The organism is Streptomyces sp. NPDC051109 (genome assembly GCF_044455885.1).
Classification (GTDB): Bacteria; Actinomycetota; Actinomycetes; order Streptomycetales; family Streptomycetaceae; genus Streptomyces.
In genome coordinates this window covers 1-18,225 of record NZ_JBITFF010000032.1, presented here as the reverse complement: position 1 = coordinate 18,225, position 18,225 = coordinate 1, and the positions used below count along the sequence as shown (strand labels likewise).

The following is an 18,225-nucleotide window of genomic DNA, read 5'->3' as shown; positions in this document are numbered from 1 at the left end:
AGGCGGCGCCCCGACGCCGGGCGAGGCAGAGTCAAGCCGCTTCATGACTGCTTGTCAAGCGTAGTCACTAATCCAGTCACTAACAGGCCTTCGCGGTGATCGAAGAGAACGTTTCGCGCATTGACATTCGCAAGTCGCGTGACATTGACTGAAGTCGAGAGCCCGCCGCGCGCCTTTCACCTTCATTTGCGCTGCCACCCGGCGGGCAACCGCGAGACCCGAGGAGTTCTCCGTGAAACCCCTTGTCCATGCCGTGGTGGGCTGCGGTCGCGTAGCCCCCAACCACGTCGACGGATTCACCGCGCTGCCGGACACCGAACTGCGCTGGGCCTGCGACCGCGACCCGTCCCGGGCGCGCGCGCTGGCCCGGGAGTACGCCCTTCCGCGGGTGACCTCGGACGTGCGCGAGGTCTTGGCGGACCCGGAGGTCGACAGCGTCTCCGTCGCCGTCGACCACGCCGGGCACCACGAACTGGTCGCCGCGGCGCTCACGGCGGGCAAGCACGTCCTGGTGGAGAAGCCGCTGGCCATGACCGTCGAGGAGGGCGTCGCCCTGACGGCCCTCGCCGAACGCGCCGGCCGCGTCCTGTCGGTCGTCTCCCAGCACCGCTACGACCCGGTCGTCACCGCCGTGCGCGACTGGATCGCCGACGGCCTGCTCGGACGCCTCGTGTCCGGCACCGTCAGCCTCCAGTGCGGCCGCGACGACGCGTACTACGCCGAGAGCTACTGGCGCGGCACCTTCGCCGGCGAGGGCGGCTCCGCGCTGGTCAACCAGGGCTACCACGCACTCGACGTCACGCGCTGGCTGACCGGCGGCCTCACGGTGGTCGGCGCCGCCACCGGGCACACGGCTCCCCGTGGCGGCATGGAGACGGAGGACACCCTGGCGGCCGTCCTGCGGGGCCCGCAGGGCGCGTTGGTGACGTACCAGGTCACGGTCGCGAGCAGCATCACCTGGCGCACCCGCGTCGAGCTCGTCGGCACCGGCGGCTCGGTCCTCTTCGACCTGGACCACCCCGGCACGCTGCACCTGGCCGAGGGCGGCGACGCGCTGCGCGCGGCGGCCCGCACCGTGCGCGGGCAGGTGTCACCCCCGCCTGCCGGAATCGGCTACTACGGCATCTCGCACCGCCGGCAGATCGCCGACTTCGCCGCCGCGGTCCGCGACCCCCGGCACACCATGGCCGCCGACGGCACGGCGGGGCTCGAAACCCTGCGCCTGCTCCGGGAGATGTACCGCACGGCCCGCGCCGGGGGCGGGGGCGGGGCACCGGCCGGGACCGCAGCCGTGGGCGCGGTGACGGCGCGTGGCTGAGATCGTCGCGGTCGCCGGGGTCCCGCACACCCCCGGCTTCCCCGCCCTGGCCCGCACCGACACGGCCGCCGGGGCGGACGTGGCACAGCGCTACGCGGCGGTCGACGAGGTGGTCGAACGGGCGGACGCGGACGTCCTTCTCGTCCTGACCTGTGACCACATCAACACGTTCACCCCGGACATGTGGCCCACGTTCGCCATCGCCACCGGGGACGGCGCGCTCGGTCCCAACGACGACGTCCCGGGTGTCCCGCCCACGGCGTACGCGCTCGACGCGGGCGTCGGGGCGACCCTCCACCGGGGCCTGGTGGGCCAGGACTTCGACCCGGTGGCCCTGCGCGGCCACTCGGTCGACCACTCCGTCGTCGTGCCGCTGCACTTCCTCAACACGCGCGGGCTGCCCGTCGTCCCGGTGTACCTCAACGGCATGGTGGCGCCCCGCCCTTCGGCCGAACGCTGCAGACGGCTCGGCCGGGTGCTGCGGGGCGCCCTGGAGGACCTGCCGGGCCGCCGCATCGCGGTGGTCGCCAGCGGCAGCTTCTCCCTGGAGGTCGGCGGCCCCCGGATGCTGCCCGACCAGTTGTACGGCGTACCGCGGCCCGGCTGGGCCCGGACGGTCGCCGACCGACTGCACCGCGGGGACCTGGACGGGCTGGTGGCGCAGACGACGGAGCGGCGCATCGAGGAGGCCGGGACGGTCGCCGGCGAGGTGCTGCCGTGGATCGCCGCCGCCGAGATGGCCGCGGACCTTCCCGTCGCCCACATGGACCACCGGGACGGCGAGGGACACGCCTTCGCGGCATGGGGACCGGCCTGAACCCCGCGGGCCGGCCGCGCCCCGCCCGCACGGTGCGGGCGAGGCGAACGGCTCCGGGGCGCGATCGACGCGCGCCGGAGCCGCACGGGCACAGCACACACCCGGAGCCGCACGGGCACACCGCACACGACGAAAGGACCCCCTGATGAGCGTCCACGCGATCGACCGCCTCTGCTACGACATCGCGCACGAGCCGGGGACCCTGGAACGGCTGCGGGCGGACCCGCGGCGGGAGCTCGCGGACCGCCCGCTGACCGCCGACGAGCGGGACGAGCTGCTGCGGGGCGACGTCGCCGCCCTGTACCGCCGCGGGGCCCACCCGGTGCTGCTCGTACGGCTCGCGGCCTTCCGCGTACTGGGCCTCGACCCCGCGCTCTACGCCGCCCGCATCCGGGCGGCCGAGCCGCGCTTCAGCGTGCCGGCGCCGCCGGAACGGGAGTGAGCCACTCGTCGTGCTTGGCGCTGACGGCGCGGACCGTGTCGTGGTAGCACGCTTCCAGCGCCCGAGTGACGTCCCCCGCGGTCTTGCCGTCACCGAGGCGGAACCCGTCGACCTCCACGGCCGGCAGCACCTCCGCCGCGGTGCCCATCAGGAAGATCTCGTCGGCGAGGTACAGCTCCGTGCGCTCCACGGGCCGGGCCTCGACGGTCAGGCCGAGTTCCTCCTCGGCCAGCTGGAACAGGGTCTTGCGCGTGATGCTGTCCAGGACCCCGCTGGCCAGGTCCGGGGTGATGATCCGGCCGCCCTTGACCAGGGCGATGCACGAGCCGGACGACTCCGTGACGTTCCCGGCGCCGTTGAGGAAGACGGGCCAGTCGGCGCCGCGTGCCCGGGCGTCGACATTGCCCAGCCGGCCGTTGTGGTAGTTCGAGAACACCTTCATCGATGCCGGAGAGGCACCCGGGTTGAAGCGGGGCCAGGAGCTGACGGCGAGCGTGCAGGTACGCCCCCGGCCGAGCTTGCTCTCGAACTCCCAGGTCTCGATCGCTATCTCGGCCGGAGTGCCGCGCGGCACCATCTGCTCCTTGTGCGTCCCGGCGGCGAAGCCCCAGGGGCGGACGTAGAGGTCCTTGCCGCTGACCTCCCACGAGGCGAGCAGCTCGACGGTGGCGGCGACGAGCGCGTCCGCGTCGAACTCGGGCTCTAGCCAGCTCAGCCGGAGGGAGTCCAGCAGCCGCTGCATGTGGTCGCGGAGCCGGAAGCCGTGCAGGACGCCCCGCTCGGCGCTCCAGTAGGAGTGCACGCCTTCGAACGCGGCGGAGACCGAGGCGTGTCCGACGGAGCTGATGTGGACCGTCGCCTCTTCCCACGGCATGAAGGTGCCGTTGCGCCAAATCAGATGCCCGTATTCAGAAGACACATTTACCCCTATCGGCAACCCTCTGGACGTGGACCCGCAGGGCCCCTGACCGAACTGTAGATTTGGCTGTGAATCACTGTCAAGGCAGTCATAATGAGTAGTCAATATCTTTGTCGCAAGCCCGACTCGACCCACCGGGGCGCCGCGCGCGGCGGTCCCGCCGCGGACCGACCCCTCCTCGGGGAGAACGAGCGCGACGTCCACGTCCGGCACCCCACCGGCAGCCGGGACCCGCACGTGGTCGAGGCGGCGGCCGACCGGCTACTGACCGGCCGAGAGATGTGGGTCAGGCGCCGTTGCAGGAGGAACGGTCGGCGGGCAGGTCGTCCAGGGCTGGCGGATGCCCGCGCCGATCCGGCGCAGGGTGCTGCGTACCGTGTCGGCGAGCGCGCTCGGCAGGGCGGTCCGGTCCAGCACAGGGGTATTTGGCTACGCGAAGCCCCGGAGACCGTGGCCCGCGCGGCGAACCCGGCAGCGGTGAACCGCTGTACGGCCTCCGGCAGCGCGTGCAGGGTGGCGTCGGCGGGCGTGCAGCCGAGCCGCTCGCCGCCAACACCCGGAACCTCGCCGTCGGCGAACCGCCAGGCGCGGTCGCGGGCACCAGGCCGATAGAGGCGGTTGAGGGCTTTGACGACGATGTCCACTGCCCAGGCGGTCACTGCCCGAACTTCAGCCCACGCCTGGCGATCGCGGCGGCCGGACTGGCAAGCCCCTTCCTGCCCACGGCGCCCGGCGGACCTACCGCACCCCCGCGAAAGGGCGCGGCCCTGGCGGCCCTGACCACGGCCAGCCTCACCCGCGTCGCCGGGACGGCCCTCTTCCTACGCCGGAGACGAGCGGTCACGCCGCCTGCTGGGAGAAGGCACTTGAGGACCTTGCCGGGGGCCGCTTCGTTTCGTGGCTGAACTCCGGTCGGACGGTCCAGTTCAAGGTCAAACCGCTGAGCCCTGGCGTGATCGGGTCTCGGTCCATGACGGCCCGACGTCCAAGTGACGGTCAGTGTGCCCTCTTCCCGGCAACCGGATCCTCGCCGCTCGCGACACGTCGACCTTGCGTACCTGGCGTTCTTGGCTGCCTCACGGCCTCGTCACCCGTGATCAGTCTCAAATCCGTGGTATTTCCTCGCGGGGGCGAGGCCGAGATCAGGCGGCTTGTCCGAGTCGGCGGAAGACACCCGCGCCGAGCCCCGAGCACGAGGGCGAGCGGCGAGCCCGATCGCGCCCCGATGAGTTTCCCGGGCCGCGCTGGTCCGTACGCCCGACACCCACGAACGGAAGGCTGAGCCATGCGGAAACTGATCTACGGCATGAACCTGACCCTGGACGGCTACATCGCCGCGCCCGGCGACGACATCGGCTGGAGCGTGCCGAGCGACGAGCTGTTCCAGTTCTGGTCCGACCAGTTGCGGGCGACCGACCTGTCGCTGTACGGGCGCAAGCTGTGGCAGACGATGAGCTCCTACTGGCCGACCGGCGACGAGCGGCCGGGCGCCACCCCGGCGGAGATCGAGTTCGCGCGCCGCTGGCGGGACATGGCGAAGGTGGTGTTCTCCTCGACGATCGACAAGGTCGACTGGAACACCCGCCTGGTCACCGGCGACGCGGTCGCCGAGATCGCCCGGCTCAAGGCGGAGGACGGCGGCCCGATGGACATCGGCGGCGCGACGCTCGCCGGGGCGGCCATGCGGGCCGGCCTGATCGACGAGTACGTCCTGGCCACCGCGCCGGTCCTGGTGGGCGACGGCACGCCGTTCTTCACCGCGCTGGACACCTGGGTGAACCTCAACCTGGTGGAGACGCGGACGCTTCCCTGCGGCGTGATCCTGACCAGGTACGAGACGAGGCGCTGAGCGATCGTCCTGGGCGACCCGGACTACCGCCCGGGCCAGTTCGAGAGTGCCGAGGGCTGCCGATCTCAACGGTTTGGCTTTCGCGGAGGTCCCGCTCGCCCTGGAGACGGAAGTCCCGGCGATCGTCGGCCCCGGTGCGCAACTTCCACTCCGGGACACCCACCCTCGACCTCGACCTGTCCGCCGGCCACTGGATCGCCGCCGGCCTCCGCCCCGTCTTCTTCCTCGTCGCCGGCATCGAGCTCAAACGCGAACTCGTCGTCGCCGCGATCCTCGTCGCGTTCGCCATGGGCCAGGGCCGCCGGGCCTCGGTGGCCGTACCCGTCGGGCCGGTCACGCCATGGCAGGCCACGAGCTTCCCTTTTTCCCCCGAACGGCCCGCCAACCAGGAAGGCCGGTCGTCGAACGCACCTCGGTCGGATTCCGGGAGAGCCTCGCTTGACTGGTGGACGGCGCGACGGGTAGGGAGAGGCTGTTCATCGCGCAAGGTGTGAAACGGGGGACGTATGAAGCCGCTCGAAACGGGGGATCCCACCTCGCTCGGCGAGGGCCGCTACCGGCTGGTGGGACGGCTCGGTCAGGGAGGCATGGGCGTGGTCTACCTGGGCCGCTCCCGGTCCGGCCGTGCGGTGGCCATCAAGGTCGTACGTCCCGAGCTGAGCACCGAGCCCGGGTTCAAGCGCAGGTTCGCCGACGAGGTCGCGGCGGCGCGGCGGGTCGGCGGCTTCCACACCGCTCCGGTGGTGGACGCAGACCCGGACGGGGACCCGGCCTGGCTGGTCACGGCGTTCGTGCCCGGCCCCACCCTGCAAGCGGTCCTCGCGCGCGTCGGATCGCTGCCCTTGGACACGCTCACCGTCCTCGCGGCCGGCCTGGCCGAGGCACTCGACGCGATCCACCGCGCCGGGGTCATCCACCGCGACCTGAAGCCCGCGAACATCATCGTCGCCGAGGACGGGCCGCGTGTCATCGATTTCGGCATCGCGCGCGCCCTGGACGGCACATCACTGACACAGACCGGCATGCAGGTCGGCACGCCGGGTTTCCTGGCACCCGAGCAGCTCACCGGCGGTAGGGCGCTCACCCCTGCGGTCGACATGTTCGCTCTGGGGGTGGTGCTCACCCAGGCGGCGGGCGGCGCCCCCTTCGGCGACGGCCCGTCCGCGGCCAGGCACTACAAGGTGGTCTACGAAGAGCCGGACCTGACCGCGGTGCCCATTGAACTCCGCGAAGCCATCGGCGCCTGTCTGTCCAAGGACCCAGCTGCAAGGCCCACCCCGGCCGCCTTCCTCGGTACTCTCACCGTCCGCCACCCTGACGGTGACTCCTGGCTGCCGGAAGCGGCAACGCAGCTGCTCCCGGCCCCGGAGCCGATGGCGCGGCCCACCGCACCGGACAGCCCGCCGGAGACCCGGCAGGACACCCCGGAGGCCGTCCCGCTACCGGATGCCGCCCCGCCCGTCGTCGCGGAGCCCCCCACAGAACGGTCGCGCACCGTGACAGGGCCCGCGGCGCAGCTTTCCCCCGCCCCCGCGCAGGTGCCACCAGTCGTTGCGGGGAAGCCCCCACGTCGCCGCGCGGTGGTGGCGGCGGTGCTCGTGACGTCTCTCGCGGCCGCCGGCCTGTTCGTGTGGCAGCCCTGGAGCCACTCGACCAAGGACAGTTCCAAGCCCCGCGCCTCGTCGCCCACCGGATCCGCCCCGGCCCCTGCACCGTTCCCGGCCGATCCGCTGCTGATCCGGAAGGACACCGCCCCGGGCTGGCCCGGGGCGTGCCACAGCGTCATCGCCCGCCGGGACGCCTCGGCGGAGAAGCCCGTGGAGCTCATCGCGGGCGGCGCCGGCACATGTGACATCCTGCCCCAGTGGTCCCCCGACCGCAGGTCGTTCGCGTTCACCCGCAGCACGCCCGAGGGCACGGCCGTCTGGACCGCCAACGCCGACGGCTCGAACGCGCGCCGGATCACTTCCATCGCCGGTGGCAGGGTGTCCTGGTCGCCGGACGGCAGCCGGCTCGCCGTGCTTCGCATGAAGGACGGCGTGCAGCAGCTGTTCGTGGTCGACGTCGCCGACGGCGCGACGCGCCAACTCACTTCGGGCGGGAGCCAGGTCGAGGATCCCGCGTGGTCGCCGGACGGCAAGCGCATCGCGGTCTGCCTGCAGACAGATCCCGACAACTGGCAGATCCACGTGGTCGATCCCGCCGCCCCGAATCGCGCCCCGCAGCAGGTGACCCGGCTGCCCCACGCGGCACACGACCCGGTGTGGTCACCCGACGGCGCCACCCTCGCCTACACGGCGGGGACCTACGGCACGGGCACCCAGGGCGACATCCACCTCGTGGACTCCGACGGGAGCAACGACCGTGAACTGATCGCCACCGGCGCCCATGAGATGGACCCCGCCTGGTCCGTCGACGGCACGTGGGTGGCCTTCGTCCGCGGCCCGTACGAGCAGCCCGTGATCTGGGCCGTGCGCGCGGACAAGACCGGCGAGCGCGCCCTCACCACCGGTGCCTCCGCCGAGGGGCATCCCGCCTGGCGCTGAGAGTGCAGGAGGCCGCCCCGGACTCCGACTCCGGGCGGCGTCGGCCCCGCCCGGATGCGGCTGATCGGGGCCGACGCCATGAACGAGCGGGGACCGGGCACCGGCCCCGGCGAGCTCAGCCGGAGTCGGGGCACCCACCTTCTCAACCTGACGGGTCCCGGAGGTCGGACTACGGCACGAGGACGATCTTGCCCTGGACCCGGCCGGTTTCGCTGAGCTCGTGGGCCTTCGCGGCCTCCGTGAGCGGGAGGATCTCGGAGATCGTGGGGCGTACGCCGTGGGTGTCGACGAGTTCGGCGAAGGCGGTCAGCACGGCGGGGGTGGGTTCCAGGAAGAACTCCACGAACCGTATGCCGAGTTCGGCGGCGCGTGCTGTCACCTCGGTGCGGTCCACGCCGACGCCGACGACGTCGACCAGGATGCCGCCCGGCTTGAGGGTGTGCAGGGAACGCGGACCGTAGTCGTTGCTGACGGTGTCCAGTACCACGTCGATGCCGCGCAGGGCCGAGAAGTCCTCCACCGTGTAGTCGATCAGCTCATCGGCGCCGAGTCCTCGCAGGTAGTCGTGCTTGGCTGCGCGGGCGGTGCCGATGACGTACGCGCCCAGGGACTTCGCGATCTGCACGGCGATGTGGCCGACGCCGCCGGCCGCGCCGTGGATCAGCACCCGCTGGCCGGGCTGGACCTCGCAGAGGGTGACCAGAGCCTGGTAGGCGGTGAAGCCGGAGATCGGCAGCGCCGCGGAGCCGACGTGGTCGAGCGTGCGCGGCTTCGGCGCGATCCGGTCTTCGGCCACCACCACGCGGTCAGCGTGGCTGCCGTGCGGCGGGACGGTCCAGCCGTAGACCTCCTCGCCCACCGCGAAGCGGGTGGCGCCCTCGCCGACGGCCTCCACCACGCCGCTGAACTCGTGGCCGAGCACGAACGGCGGCGGGCCGAAGAAGTCCACCTTGCCGATACGGACTTTCCAGTCCGCGGGGTTCATACCAGTGGCCCGTACGCGCACCAGGACCTCACCCGGGCCCGGCGAGGGAAGGGGTATCTCGGCAAGTTCCAGCACGTCGGAGCCGCCGAGGAGCCGCTGTGTGATCACCCGTGTCGTCGTCATGCAGCACATTCTGCGCCTGATGATCATGAAAGAGCCATCCCACCCCCGCAACAGCCCCTCGGGCCCGGGTTCACCCATCCGGGGGTCGAATTCACCGCCGAAACGAGGGAGGGTGCGGGACCCGGATGCCGTGTACGGCCCCGGCCGTGGGCGGGTGGGCGCTCCCAGCAAGCGGTAGGAAGGTGCCACGTGATGGCGGGGCAGTCCCCCCCATTACCTTTTTGGTTGCCTCGCAATGGGGCGCCCGGCCTCCGGAGTTGGCATGACTTTCTCCCTCTGCCGATCGCATGTCTTGGGGGGTGGTGTCACCGGCTCCGGAGGCATCGACAGACCGCTGATTAGGGGCATGACCACCGACCTTTCCGCAGGTCGGGAGGCTCTTCGTAATGTGGATGTGGCGATCGGTGCCGTGGGACGGCCGGGCGAAGAGGACGACCGGAGGACGCACGTGATCGACATCAGCGGCATCGGCGCCTTCCTCGGCCTGGACGTCGGCAAGGGCGAACACCACGCCACCGCCGTCACCCCGGCCCGGAAGAAGGCCTTCGACAAACGGCTGCCCAACAGCGAACCCAAACTCCGCGAGGTCTTCGGGAAACTGCAGGCCAAGCACGGGACGGTCCTGGTGGTGGTCGACCAGCCAGCCTCGATCGGGGCTCTGCCGCTGGCCGTGGCCCGTGACATGGGCTGCCCGGTCGCCTATCTGCCGGGGCTGACGATGCGGCGGATCGCCGATCTCTACCCCGGCGAGGCCAAGACCGATGCCCGCGACGCCTTCGTCATCGCGGACGCGGCCCGCGTCATGCCGCACACCCTCCGCTCGGTCGATCTCGAAGACGAAACGATCGCCGAGCTGGAGATGATCGTCGGGTTCGACGACGACCTGGCCGGCGAAGCCACCCGCGTCAGCAACCGGCTGCGGGGCCTGCTGACGCAGATCCACCCGTCGCTGGAACGGGTCCTGGGGCCGCGAGTGCAGCACCCGGCCGTGCTCAAGCTCCTCGACCAGTTCGGCTCCCCGGCCCAGATCCGCAAGGCCGGACGGCGACGGCTCGTGACGTTGATACGCCCGAAAGCAGGCCGAGCGGCTGGTCGAGGACATCTTCACCGCCCTGGACGAGCAGACCGTCGTAGTCCCGGGCACCGACGCGGCCGCACTGATCGTCCCCAGCCTCGCCAACTCGCTCCAAGCAGTGCTTGACCAGCGGAAACTCCTCGCCGCGCGGATCGAGGAACTGCTGGAGGCACACCCTCTTTCCAAGGTCCTGACGTCCATGCCGGGGATCGGCGTCAGGACCGGAGCACGGATCCTCATCGACGTCGGCGACGGATCCAGCTTCCCATCCGCCGCCCACCTCGCCGCCTACGCAGGCCTCGCCCCAGCGACCCGCAGCTCAGGCTCCTCGATCCGCGGCGAACAACCCTCCCGACGCGGAAACAAGCAGCTCAAACGGGCCTTCTTCCTCTCCGCCTTCGCCGCCCTGGCCGACCCGGCATCCCGCACCTACTACGACAAGAAGATCGCCCAGGGAAAGCACCACACCCAGGCCCTCCTCTGCCTCGCCAGACGCCGAGCCGACGTGCTGTTCGCGATGCTCCGCGACGGCACCTTCTACGAACCCCAACCCGCCCCCACGGGTTGACGAAACCCATAGGGGCACCCCCCCCCCGGCCGCCATCCGTCCGCTCAGGCAACAGGTACGACCTTGACCCCGGTGAGGGACCGGAAGGGCAGGCCTGATGCGAGGACCTGCTGGTCGCCGGTAGTCGGGTTGACACGGAACAACGTCGGCTCCCCGTTCGCCGCCTTGTAATCGGTGATCAGCAGGTTGCCGTCAGCCTCGATGGCGATCGCGGCAGGACTGTCGAAACCGCCGCCAGAGGACACGACGGTCTGCGTCCCGCTCACCGGATCCACCTTGATCACACCACCGCTGAAACCCTCGAACGCGTTGGCGTCGACGACCAGGATGTTGCCGTCGTGGTCGACCACCACATCCACAGGGCTGACGAGATGGCCACCGGACGAAATGACCGTACGCGCACCACTGACCGGGTCGATCCGGATCACCCGGGGAGCGTCGGGATCACTGATGTGGCCGGCCTGCTCTACCACCACGACGGTGCCGTCGGCGGCAACGCACAACCCGCCGGGGCGCAGAGGATCGATGGTGCCGTCGCTGAGCGACAGCACGGTCTGCACCCCGGTGACGGGGTCAACGCGGATGACCGCCCCCGGGCCCTTTGAAAAGAGGTCGGCCACGAGGACGTTGCCGTCGCTCTCCACGGCAACAGCGCACGGGGCGACGAAGTTGCCCTCGGACGCCACCACGCTCTGAGTCGTCATTCCGTCGGACCTGGACAGGCGCAGCAGCGCTCCTGTGCCTGGATACTGTCGGTCCTTGGTCACCAGGACACTGCCATCGGCTTCCACGGCGATCCCGGTGGCTCCCACGAGGTCGCCACCCAGGGCGAAGAAGCCCTGAAGGCCTGTGACCGGATCGACCATGTGCACTGCACCCTGGCATCCGAAGGCCTCGGAATCGGAGAGCAGGATGGTACCGGCGGGGATCTTGTTCTCGACTGTCATGACGGCTCCTTGAAGAGGGAGCAAGGGATAACACCTCACTCAACCGCAGGACCCACCCGACCGGTCGGGCCGGGCCCGCGCCACGCCGCCACGTTGACGGTGATCCGCCTGATCGCAGCATCAGGTCACCCGTCGAGGCCGGCCTTGAAAGTGTCGGCTTGACCTGGGCATTTCACGCGATGGCCGATCCGGCGGTGGGCAGTCGCCCACTGCGGCCGTCGCCCCGGTTGCACCGGCGCGACACGTGTGAACACCATAAGTAACCAACTCGTCGCTATGCGTTACCATCCTTGGGGCGACTCCAGCGAAGCGGAGGCAAGCAATGTACGAACGGACCAGCCAGTCGGGACACGACGCCGCACCGGTCGAAAGCGAGGACATCACGGCGTTCACCGAACGCCTGTCGGAGTGGAGCGCGTCCCTCCCCGCCGGTGAGCAGGCCCTCGCAGAGGTCCTGCTGCAGTACACCCGAGACCTCCAGCCCGGCGACGTCCGCCGCAGACAGCTGATCGCCAGCCTCGACGAGGCGACACGGTCCGCCATCAGCTCCGTCCGCGACCAGTGGAAGCGAACGGCCCGTGGGCCCATCGCATGGGCGCGAACTGAGCCGAGCTGGGAGAAGGCCAACCCGCGCGTGGGCGGCGGGGCCATCGAGGAGTACGAGATCGTCCAATGGACCTACATCCGTCCCGAGAAGTGGACCCCGCCCTATGCATGACGATCTCGGCGTCCATGCGGTGGACGACGCATCCCCGGGGGACGGCTTCGCCGTTTCGCTGGAGCGGTTCGCCTCGGCACTCTCCCCGTCAGAGCACACCATCCTCATCGCGGCGCTCAACGCCGCGACGGAGCCGTGGATGCGCATGGCCGCACGACCAGTGGAAGAGCTGTTGGAGCCCGAGGAAGCGCAGCTGCTCGACCACCTGGTAAAGCGGCCGCCCGTCAAGGAGCATGAGCATTAGTGGGGCGCTATCTCGGTCTCATCGTCAAAGCGACACGGCTGTGCAACCTGCGCTGCACGTACTGTCACGACTGGCGGAGCGGGCCCAACCAGACGATGGGCTTCCCCGTCCTGGCACGGATGACGGCCCGAGCCTTGGCCGACCCGGGGCACGACACCGTCGAGTTCATGTGGCACGGCGGCGAGCCGACCGTCTTGCCCCGCAAGTTCTACGAGCGTGCGGTCTACTTGCAAGCGCGCTTGCGTCGCCCCGGACAGACGGTCCACAACACCTTGCAGAGCAACGGCACACGGATCGACGGCGCCTGGGCACAGTTCTTCCGTGAGTTCCGTTTCCGGGTCAGTGTGAGTCTGGACGGTCCGCCCGCCGTGCATGACCGCTACCGGCGCTACGCCTCGGGGCGCCCTTCTTTCGAGGACGTACGCCGCGGACTTGACGCCCTGCGGGAGAACGACGTACCGATCAGCGTACTCATGGTCATCGACCGGGGAGCGCTCGAACTCGGACCGGACGCAGTCTTCGACTTCTTCCTGAAAGAGGGAATCACCCACTACGGCCTGCTCGCCGCCAAACCGACGAACCATCCTGACGCACCGCCCGGAACGCCGACGTCGCACTACGTCACACCGGCCGAGATGAACCGCTTCCTGCGGGCCTACTTCGATCGTTGGCTTGCCCATGGCGATCCGTCCATCTGGGTCAGGGAGTTCGACGGACTGCTGAAGCGGCTCTCGGGGCGAGACAGCAGCGTGTGCACCCTTGCCGGCGATTGCTTCGGCCGTTACTACCTCGTAGAGCCCGACGGGCAGGTCGCCCACTGCGACCTGTTCGACGGAGACCCCGCCTATACGGTCGGCAACGTCCTCACAGACTCCTTCGCCTCGTTCCGCAACGGGCCGGCCCTCGTCCCCTTGCGGGCTTCGAACAAGGATGCTCTCAGCGCCATGCGCGCCTGCCCCGACTTCGGTGTCTGCAACGGGTGGTGCCCGCACGAGCGCTACACGGCGTCTCGGCACGACCCTCAGTACACAGCCGACTGCTGCGGACTGCGGGACCTCATCGGCCACATGCGGAACCGCCTCGGCGTGGCCGCCCCTGCAGCACCGTGAAGGTCCTGCTGGGGCCGGCGCACGAACTACACGACGGAGTCCACGGGTCACTGCTGGAGTCCCCGCCGACGGGGACGACGTACGTGCAGGCACGGTACACGCTGCGCTTTCGCCCCGACCGCAGCGCCTGCCGCGCCTTTTCCCCGCTGCACGACGCGGCAGTCGCCGAATGGGTGCGGTTCGACGGCCTCCCGGCCGATGTCGACGTCGTGCATTCGTCCCGTCTGCCGACGGAAACGGCGCGACCGTGGGTAGTCGATGCGGACTGTCTGCTGATGCCGCTGCAGGCCGGGCGCTTCTTCACCTTGGGCGCGGCATCCCGTGGTACCTCCCTCGTTCCCGACTCCGAGGCAATGTTCCGCCGAGAGGCCGCCATGGCGGCCCGGTACGCGAGCCGGCGCTGCGCCCGGATCCTCTTCCGCACGGAGTATGCGCGACGGGCATGCTTGGAGCACCTCGCGGCGCGTGGCCACCGGCCGGAGGTCATCGAGAGGCTGAGCTCCAAGTCCGAAGTGGTGTATCCGGCCGTTCCTGCACTGCCAGCGGTCAGGCGCGCGGAACGCGCGGTGACCGTGCTTTACATGGGCAGGACAGCGCAGGACAAGGGTGCTCCTGTCGCGGTCGAGGTCTTCGGCCATCTGCGGGCACGCCACGGCGAAGCCGTGCGGCTGGTGTTTCTCGGACCCTGCCCTGAGCCTGCCGCCTCCCGGCTGCTGGCGGCGGGAGTGGAACTCCTGGCGACCCTGCCCAGGCCGGCCTACTTGGAGCAGCTGCGCCGGGCGGACATCTTCCTCTCCCCCACCTCTTTCGAGAGCTTCGGTATGGGACTGGTCGAAGCAGCCGCCGCCGGTCTGGCCATCGTCTGTTCGGCCGGACCGGGGATGGAGCACATCGGCGAGCTGTTCACGCCCGGCGACAACGCTCTGTTCGTCTCCAACGCCAAGCCGGCGGCCCAACGCACCAAAGGGTTCGCGGCGGCAGTGTCTGCGCTGATCGACGACGAATCACTGCGCCGGCGTCTTGCCGTGAACAACCGTGCGCTCACCTCTTCCGGGAGATTGTCGCTTCGGCAGCGCGACGAAAGACTCGGCGACGCTTACGCGCACGCAGCAACACTCATCGGCGGCCACGTCGATCCCTCTGAGGACCGCGACGCCTGCGCGGAAGGTGATCGGCGGATCACGGATTGGGCGGACGACGTCTGCAATTGGGCCGGGCGGCACTGTACCGCCCGTATCGGCGGCCGGGTCATCGTCAGGTAACCCGGCCCGCGCAGCGTTCGGCGGGCGCGGTCATCGGGGGGAGGACTGTGCCGTGACGCCGAATCCAGTGAAGTCGATCAGGTCTGCCATAGTGAACTCCCCCGGCTTGGAACCACACAGAACCGGTCGCCAACCGGGCTCGGCAGACAGGTACGAGGACGGATCGGCGGACAGCATGCCGAGGAACACCTCGGAGACGATCCGGGAACCGACGGTACCCAGGGTGCGACCGCCGTCGTGCAATTCGGCCTCACGCAGCACGTAGTACCACAACGGCGCAGGCCCCTTGCCGGGAAGATCGAGCTCCTCGTCGTCGAGCGGTTCGGAACCGATAGCCAGCGCGACCTGCTGACCGGAAGGCAGACCCAGCCGCGCGCCGCGTGTGAGGTTCCGCCGTGCGAGGTCTGGCGTCGCGCCGCCGGCGAGTTCAGGGGGCAAGTCCAGGAGCGGCGGCGCCAGATACCGGTCGATCCTGCGGGCGTGCTGGAGGTCTGACGAGTCGCCGAGAGGGAAAAACCTCCGCCACTCGACCTGCCAGTTCGCCGGCAGGCGGCGGAACCCTCCAAGATGCCGGAATTCATTGCGCGGCGAGCCCGCCGACCCAGACGTGAAGACGGGGAGCGGCCCCACTCGGGAATTCAGCGTGTATGCCGGCCGGACCATGGAGTGGCCGAAGCGGTAGGCCGCGACGGCGAACTCGACCGGCATGAAGATCTGGTGGCGCCACGCGAAGAAACGGAGTGCGACCTGTTCGACCGCTTCACCCTGAGGGATGAGAGACTCGTGACGCAGCACGTCTTTGTACGTGGTCGCGTCGACGACACGTTTGAGGAAGTCGTGGACGACGATCCACTGGTAGTGCCATCGGACAAGTCGCTGCGCGCAGTCGAAGACACCTTCACCAGCATTGCGGTGAGCCTCGTACTCCGCCGCGTTGGCGGTCAGCCAGTCACACATTTTGTTGTGGAACAGCATGAAGGTGAGCTGCAACTGGCTGACGATGACGTTCTCGTCATTGCGGGGATCGCCGATCAGCGCCACACCACGGGAGTCCCGCGGCAAGTCCAGCACTCCCCCGGCCTCACCCTTCGCGTTCCCGATCACGAAGCGGTGCCCCTCGGCACCACGCACCATCTCGTACAGGTACGGCTGGTCCGCCGGTCCACGCCCGTACACGGAGTCCAGGTCAAATCGCGGAGTACGGAAGTTGACCAGAGCGTCAGGATCGTTGCGCCGCTGGAGGCTGGACATCGGGTCGAACGTGAGGTCGTGGTCGATGAACTGGCCAACGTAGGTGTACCCGGCCGGGATCTTTCCGTCCAGCTCGGCCCCCGAGGGCTCTCTCATGAGCCGTGCGATGGCGTCGATGCGCGCGTCGTCCGGAATATAGGGGTCGAGACGCCGGAACATCCGGCCGTAGAGGCCGAACGAAAGGCTGGATTCCGGTACGTAGCCCAGGCCGCGGCTTACACGCGCGTGGTTGCGGATGGGAGAGACGGGCAACCCCAGGGACTGTCCTCCACCGGCCATGTCGACCGTCATCTGCCCAGGGTCGCCGACGTGTCCTGCCAATGGCATCCGAGCAGATCTGCCATCCTCGCCGGGCATGTGCGCCTGCCTTTCCACGGAGGTCGTCCGAGACTACTGCCCGCGGCCCGGCGTAGAAGGAACCACCGAGCGACCCCCGCTCCCAGTCATCCAGTCAGCCGCAGCCCGACCGAGCAACACGCCAGAGGTTCGACCTGGTACGCGCTGGGTGACGCTCTCCGGTACGCCTGACCGGCTACGTCGTGGTGGGGAGCCGGGTGCCGGTTGTTCGTTGCCGAGCGGCCTCCCCGAGGCCGGGCCGGTCGGGTTTCGGTGCACTGACCCGGGGTGATGGGTGAGTGCGGAGGGTCCGATCCCCGCCACGCCGGGCCGGGCGGGGCCGGCCCGGGCCCGGGGTGAGCCAACCAGGCGCGGCGGGCACGATCACCGGGCTCTGGAAAAGCGGCTCCGCCCGAAGTTCCGTGAGGCCTCGACCTCCCGCAGGACGCGAGCAGGGTCGTGCAGCGTCACGTGCAAGGCGCCGTGGGATGGAAGCCGAGGATTCGTCCCTGGCAGAAGTCGACCGTGTGCCCGGGAGAACCAGCATGACCATCGCCGACGGCGGCTACTGAGCTTGTAGTAGCGGTGTCGTGGGTGCTGACAGCTGGTGATCGTCGCGGTATGCCGGTTGTATGAGGTATCCGCAGGGTGGGGGTCTGACCGCGGAGAGGCAAGCTTTCCGCGAGCGGATCCGGATGGAAGCGGCCGGCATGTTCGCCAGCGGTCTGAGCAATGACGTGGTCGCCAAGGAGTTACGGGTCAGCGTCCGGTCGGTTCAGCGGTGGCGGAGATCGTGGCAAGACAGTGGTGAGTCGGCTCTGCGTTCACAAGGGCCCGCCTGCCGTCCCAAGCTCAGCAGGACCTTGTTCGCGGTTCTCGAGGAGGAGCTGGCCAAGGGGCCGGTTGCCCACGGATGGCCGGATCAGAGATGGACGCTGGCCCGGATCAAGACCCTGATCGGCCGAAGGTTCCACAAGAGCATGACCTTGTCCGGCATCTCCCAGATGCTGCGGCGGAACGGCTGGAGTCACCAGGTGCCTGCCCGCCGTGCTCTCGAGCGCGACGAGGAAGCGGTGGCCGGCTGGGTGAAGGAGACCTGGCCACGGGTGGAAGCACCGCGGCGGCGCTCGATGCCTGGATCGTCTTTGAAGACGAAGCAGGATTCTCGATGACGCCGCCGACCTCACGGACCTGGGCCAAACGCGGATACACACCCGTCATCCGGGTTCGTGGACGCTCCCAACGCCGCTACTCCATCGCGGCCCTGACCTGCTATAAACCCGGCGAACGCTCTCGCCTGATCTACCGGCCCAAACGGCACACCGACCACAAACAAGGCGGTCGGCGCAGCTTCACCTGGATCGAGTACCGCGACCTTCTCATCGTCGCCCACCAGCAGCTCGGCGGACCCATCGTCCTGATCTGGGACAACTTAAACGTCCACAAGGACCGCCGGATGCGGGCCTTCATCGAGGCCCAGGACTGGATCACCGCCTTCCACCTGCCGCCTTACGCACCCGACCTCAACCCCGTCGAGGGCATCTGGTCCCTCCTCCGCCGCAGCAGCCAGGCGAACACCGCGTTCACCGACCCCGAGCACCTCATCCGCGTACTACGACACGGCCTCCGCCAGATCCAATACCGCAGCGACGTCATCGACGGATGCCTCACCGAGACCAGACTCAAACTGACGACACCACAGCTGCAAGCTCAGTA

At 69.6% G+C, this 18,225-nt stretch carries 15 protein-coding genes and 2 pseudogenes; 13 read left to right on the top strand and 4 right to left on the bottom strand.

Features of this window, described 5'->3' with window-relative positions; translation table 11 throughout:
* The first annotated feature begins 232 nt into the window (after positions 1-232).
* The 3 genes from ACIBAD_RS34460 to ACIBAD_RS34450 all read left to right on the top strand — a co-directional run bounded on the left by ACIBAD_RS34460 (position 233) and on the right by ACIBAD_RS34450 (position 2,577).
* Positions 233-1,318 carry a Gfo/Idh/MocA family protein gene (locus ACIBAD_RS34460; protein WP_398910758.1) on the top strand — a complete coding sequence of 362 codons (1,086 nt, stop codon included), beginning with the start codon at positions 233-235 and terminating at the stop codon, positions 1,316-1,318.
* Entirely contained in the window at positions 1,311-2,135 is an 825-nt protein-coding gene (locus ACIBAD_RS34455) for an extradiol ring-cleavage dioxygenase (RefSeq protein ID WP_134068653.1), read from the top strand. The genes ACIBAD_RS34460 and ACIBAD_RS34455 overlap by 8 nt, the downstream gene beginning before the upstream one ends.
* Positions 2,136-2,280: 145 nt before the next feature.
* The gene (locus ACIBAD_RS34450) at positions 2,281-2,577 is read left to right on the top strand and encodes a hypothetical protein (RefSeq protein ID WP_134068654.1); all 297 of its coding nucleotides are present in this window, start codon (positions 2,281-2,283) and stop codon (positions 2,575-2,577) included.
* On the opposite strand, the gene ACIBAD_RS34445 is transcribed toward ACIBAD_RS34450, so the two are convergent.
* Positions 2,546-3,496 (bottom strand): aminotransferase class IV, encoded by a 951-nt coding sequence (locus tag ACIBAD_RS34445; RefSeq protein WP_208328920.1) that lies wholly within the window; start codon positions 3,494-3,496, stop codon positions 2,546-2,548. The two genes, ACIBAD_RS34450 and ACIBAD_RS34445, sit on opposite strands and share 32 nt — an antisense overlap.
* A gap of 1,285 nt (positions 3,497-4,781) precedes the next feature.
* On the opposite strand from ACIBAD_RS34445, the gene ACIBAD_RS34440 reads away from it, so the two are divergent.
* From ACIBAD_RS34440 to ACIBAD_RS34430, 3 genes and pseudogenes are all read left to right on the top strand, one after another.
* Complete coding sequence (locus ACIBAD_RS34440; protein WP_398910755.1) at positions 4,782-5,345, top strand: dihydrofolate reductase family protein; 564 nt, start codon at positions 4,782-4,784, stop codon at positions 5,343-5,345.
* Positions 5,346-5,467: 122 nt separating this feature from the next.
* A pseudogene (locus ACIBAD_RS34435) lies at positions 5,468-5,617 on the top strand (Na+/H+ antiporter NhaA); the annotation flags it as partial.
* 234 nt (positions 5,618-5,851) lie between these two features.
* Positions 5,852-7,891 (top strand): protein kinase, encoded by a 2,040-nt coding sequence (locus tag ACIBAD_RS34430; RefSeq protein ID WP_398910753.1) that lies wholly within the window; start codon positions 5,852-5,854, stop codon positions 7,889-7,891.
* A gap of 169 nt (positions 7,892-8,060) precedes the next feature.
* Here ACIBAD_RS34430 and ACIBAD_RS34425 read toward each other — a convergent pair whose 3' ends face one another.
* Positions 8,061-8,999 (bottom strand): NADP-dependent oxidoreductase, encoded by a 939-nt coding sequence (locus ACIBAD_RS34425; protein ID WP_398910751.1) that lies wholly within the window; start codon positions 8,997-8,999, stop codon positions 8,061-8,063.
* 448 nt (positions 9,000-9,447) lie between these two features.
* On the opposite strand from ACIBAD_RS34425, the pseudogene ACIBAD_RS34420 reads away from it, so the two are divergent.
* Positions 9,448-10,642, top strand: a pseudogene (locus ACIBAD_RS34420) (IS110 family transposase).
* Positions 10,643-10,686: 44 nt separating this feature from the next.
* Here the strand turns inward: ACIBAD_RS34420 and ACIBAD_RS34415 are convergent.
* On the bottom strand, positions 10,687-11,589 hold the full coding sequence (locus ACIBAD_RS34415) for a hypothetical protein (RefSeq protein ID WP_134068661.1): 903 nt from the start codon (positions 11,587-11,589) through the stop codon (positions 10,687-10,689).
* A gap of 322 nt (positions 11,590-11,911) precedes the next feature.
* On the opposite strand from ACIBAD_RS34415, the gene ACIBAD_RS34410 reads away from it, so the two are divergent.
* The 4 genes from ACIBAD_RS34410 to ACIBAD_RS34395 are packed head-to-tail and all read left to right on the top strand — an operon-like array spanning position 11,912 to position 14,922.
* Positions 11,912-12,307 (top strand): hypothetical protein, encoded by a 396-nt coding sequence (locus tag ACIBAD_RS34410; RefSeq protein ID WP_134068662.1) that lies wholly within the window; start codon positions 11,912-11,914, stop codon positions 12,305-12,307.
* Positions 12,300-12,551: a hypothetical protein gene (locus ACIBAD_RS34405; protein ID WP_398910748.1), complete on the top strand. Its 252-nt coding sequence runs from the start codon at positions 12,300-12,302 to the stop codon at positions 12,549-12,551. The genes ACIBAD_RS34410 and ACIBAD_RS34405 overlap by 8 nt, the downstream gene beginning before the upstream one ends.
* Entirely contained in the window at positions 12,551-13,660 is a 1,110-nt protein-coding gene (locus ACIBAD_RS34400; protein WP_134068664.1) for a radical SAM/SPASM domain-containing protein, read from the top strand. Before ACIBAD_RS34405 ends, ACIBAD_RS34400 begins: the two co-directional genes overlap by 1 nt.
* Complete coding sequence (locus tag ACIBAD_RS34395) at positions 13,657-14,922, top strand: glycosyltransferase family 4 protein (protein ID WP_398910746.1); 1,266 nt, start codon at positions 13,657-13,659, stop codon at positions 14,920-14,922. The genes ACIBAD_RS34400 and ACIBAD_RS34395 overlap by 4 nt, the downstream gene beginning before the upstream one ends.
* 30 nt (positions 14,923-14,952) lie before the next feature.
* On the opposite strand, the gene ACIBAD_RS34390 is transcribed toward ACIBAD_RS34395, so the two are convergent.
* Complete coding sequence (locus ACIBAD_RS34390; protein WP_398910743.1) at positions 14,953-16,464, bottom strand: heme peroxidase family protein; 1,512 nt, start codon at positions 16,462-16,464, stop codon at positions 14,953-14,955.
* Positions 16,465-17,141: 677 nt separating this feature from the next.
* Here ACIBAD_RS34390 and ACIBAD_RS34385 point away from each other — a divergent pair.
* Together ACIBAD_RS34385 and ACIBAD_RS34380 are read left to right on the top strand one after the other, a co-directional pair.
* Positions 17,142-17,681, top strand: a complete 540-nt coding sequence (locus ACIBAD_RS34385) for a transposase (protein WP_388561406.1) — start codon at positions 17,142-17,144, stop codon at positions 17,679-17,681.
* Positions 17,678-18,225 (top strand): transposase (locus ACIBAD_RS34380; protein WP_398910741.1); only part of this gene is annotated, 548 nt, incomplete at its 3' end. The genes ACIBAD_RS34385 and ACIBAD_RS34380, both read left to right, overlap by 4 nt.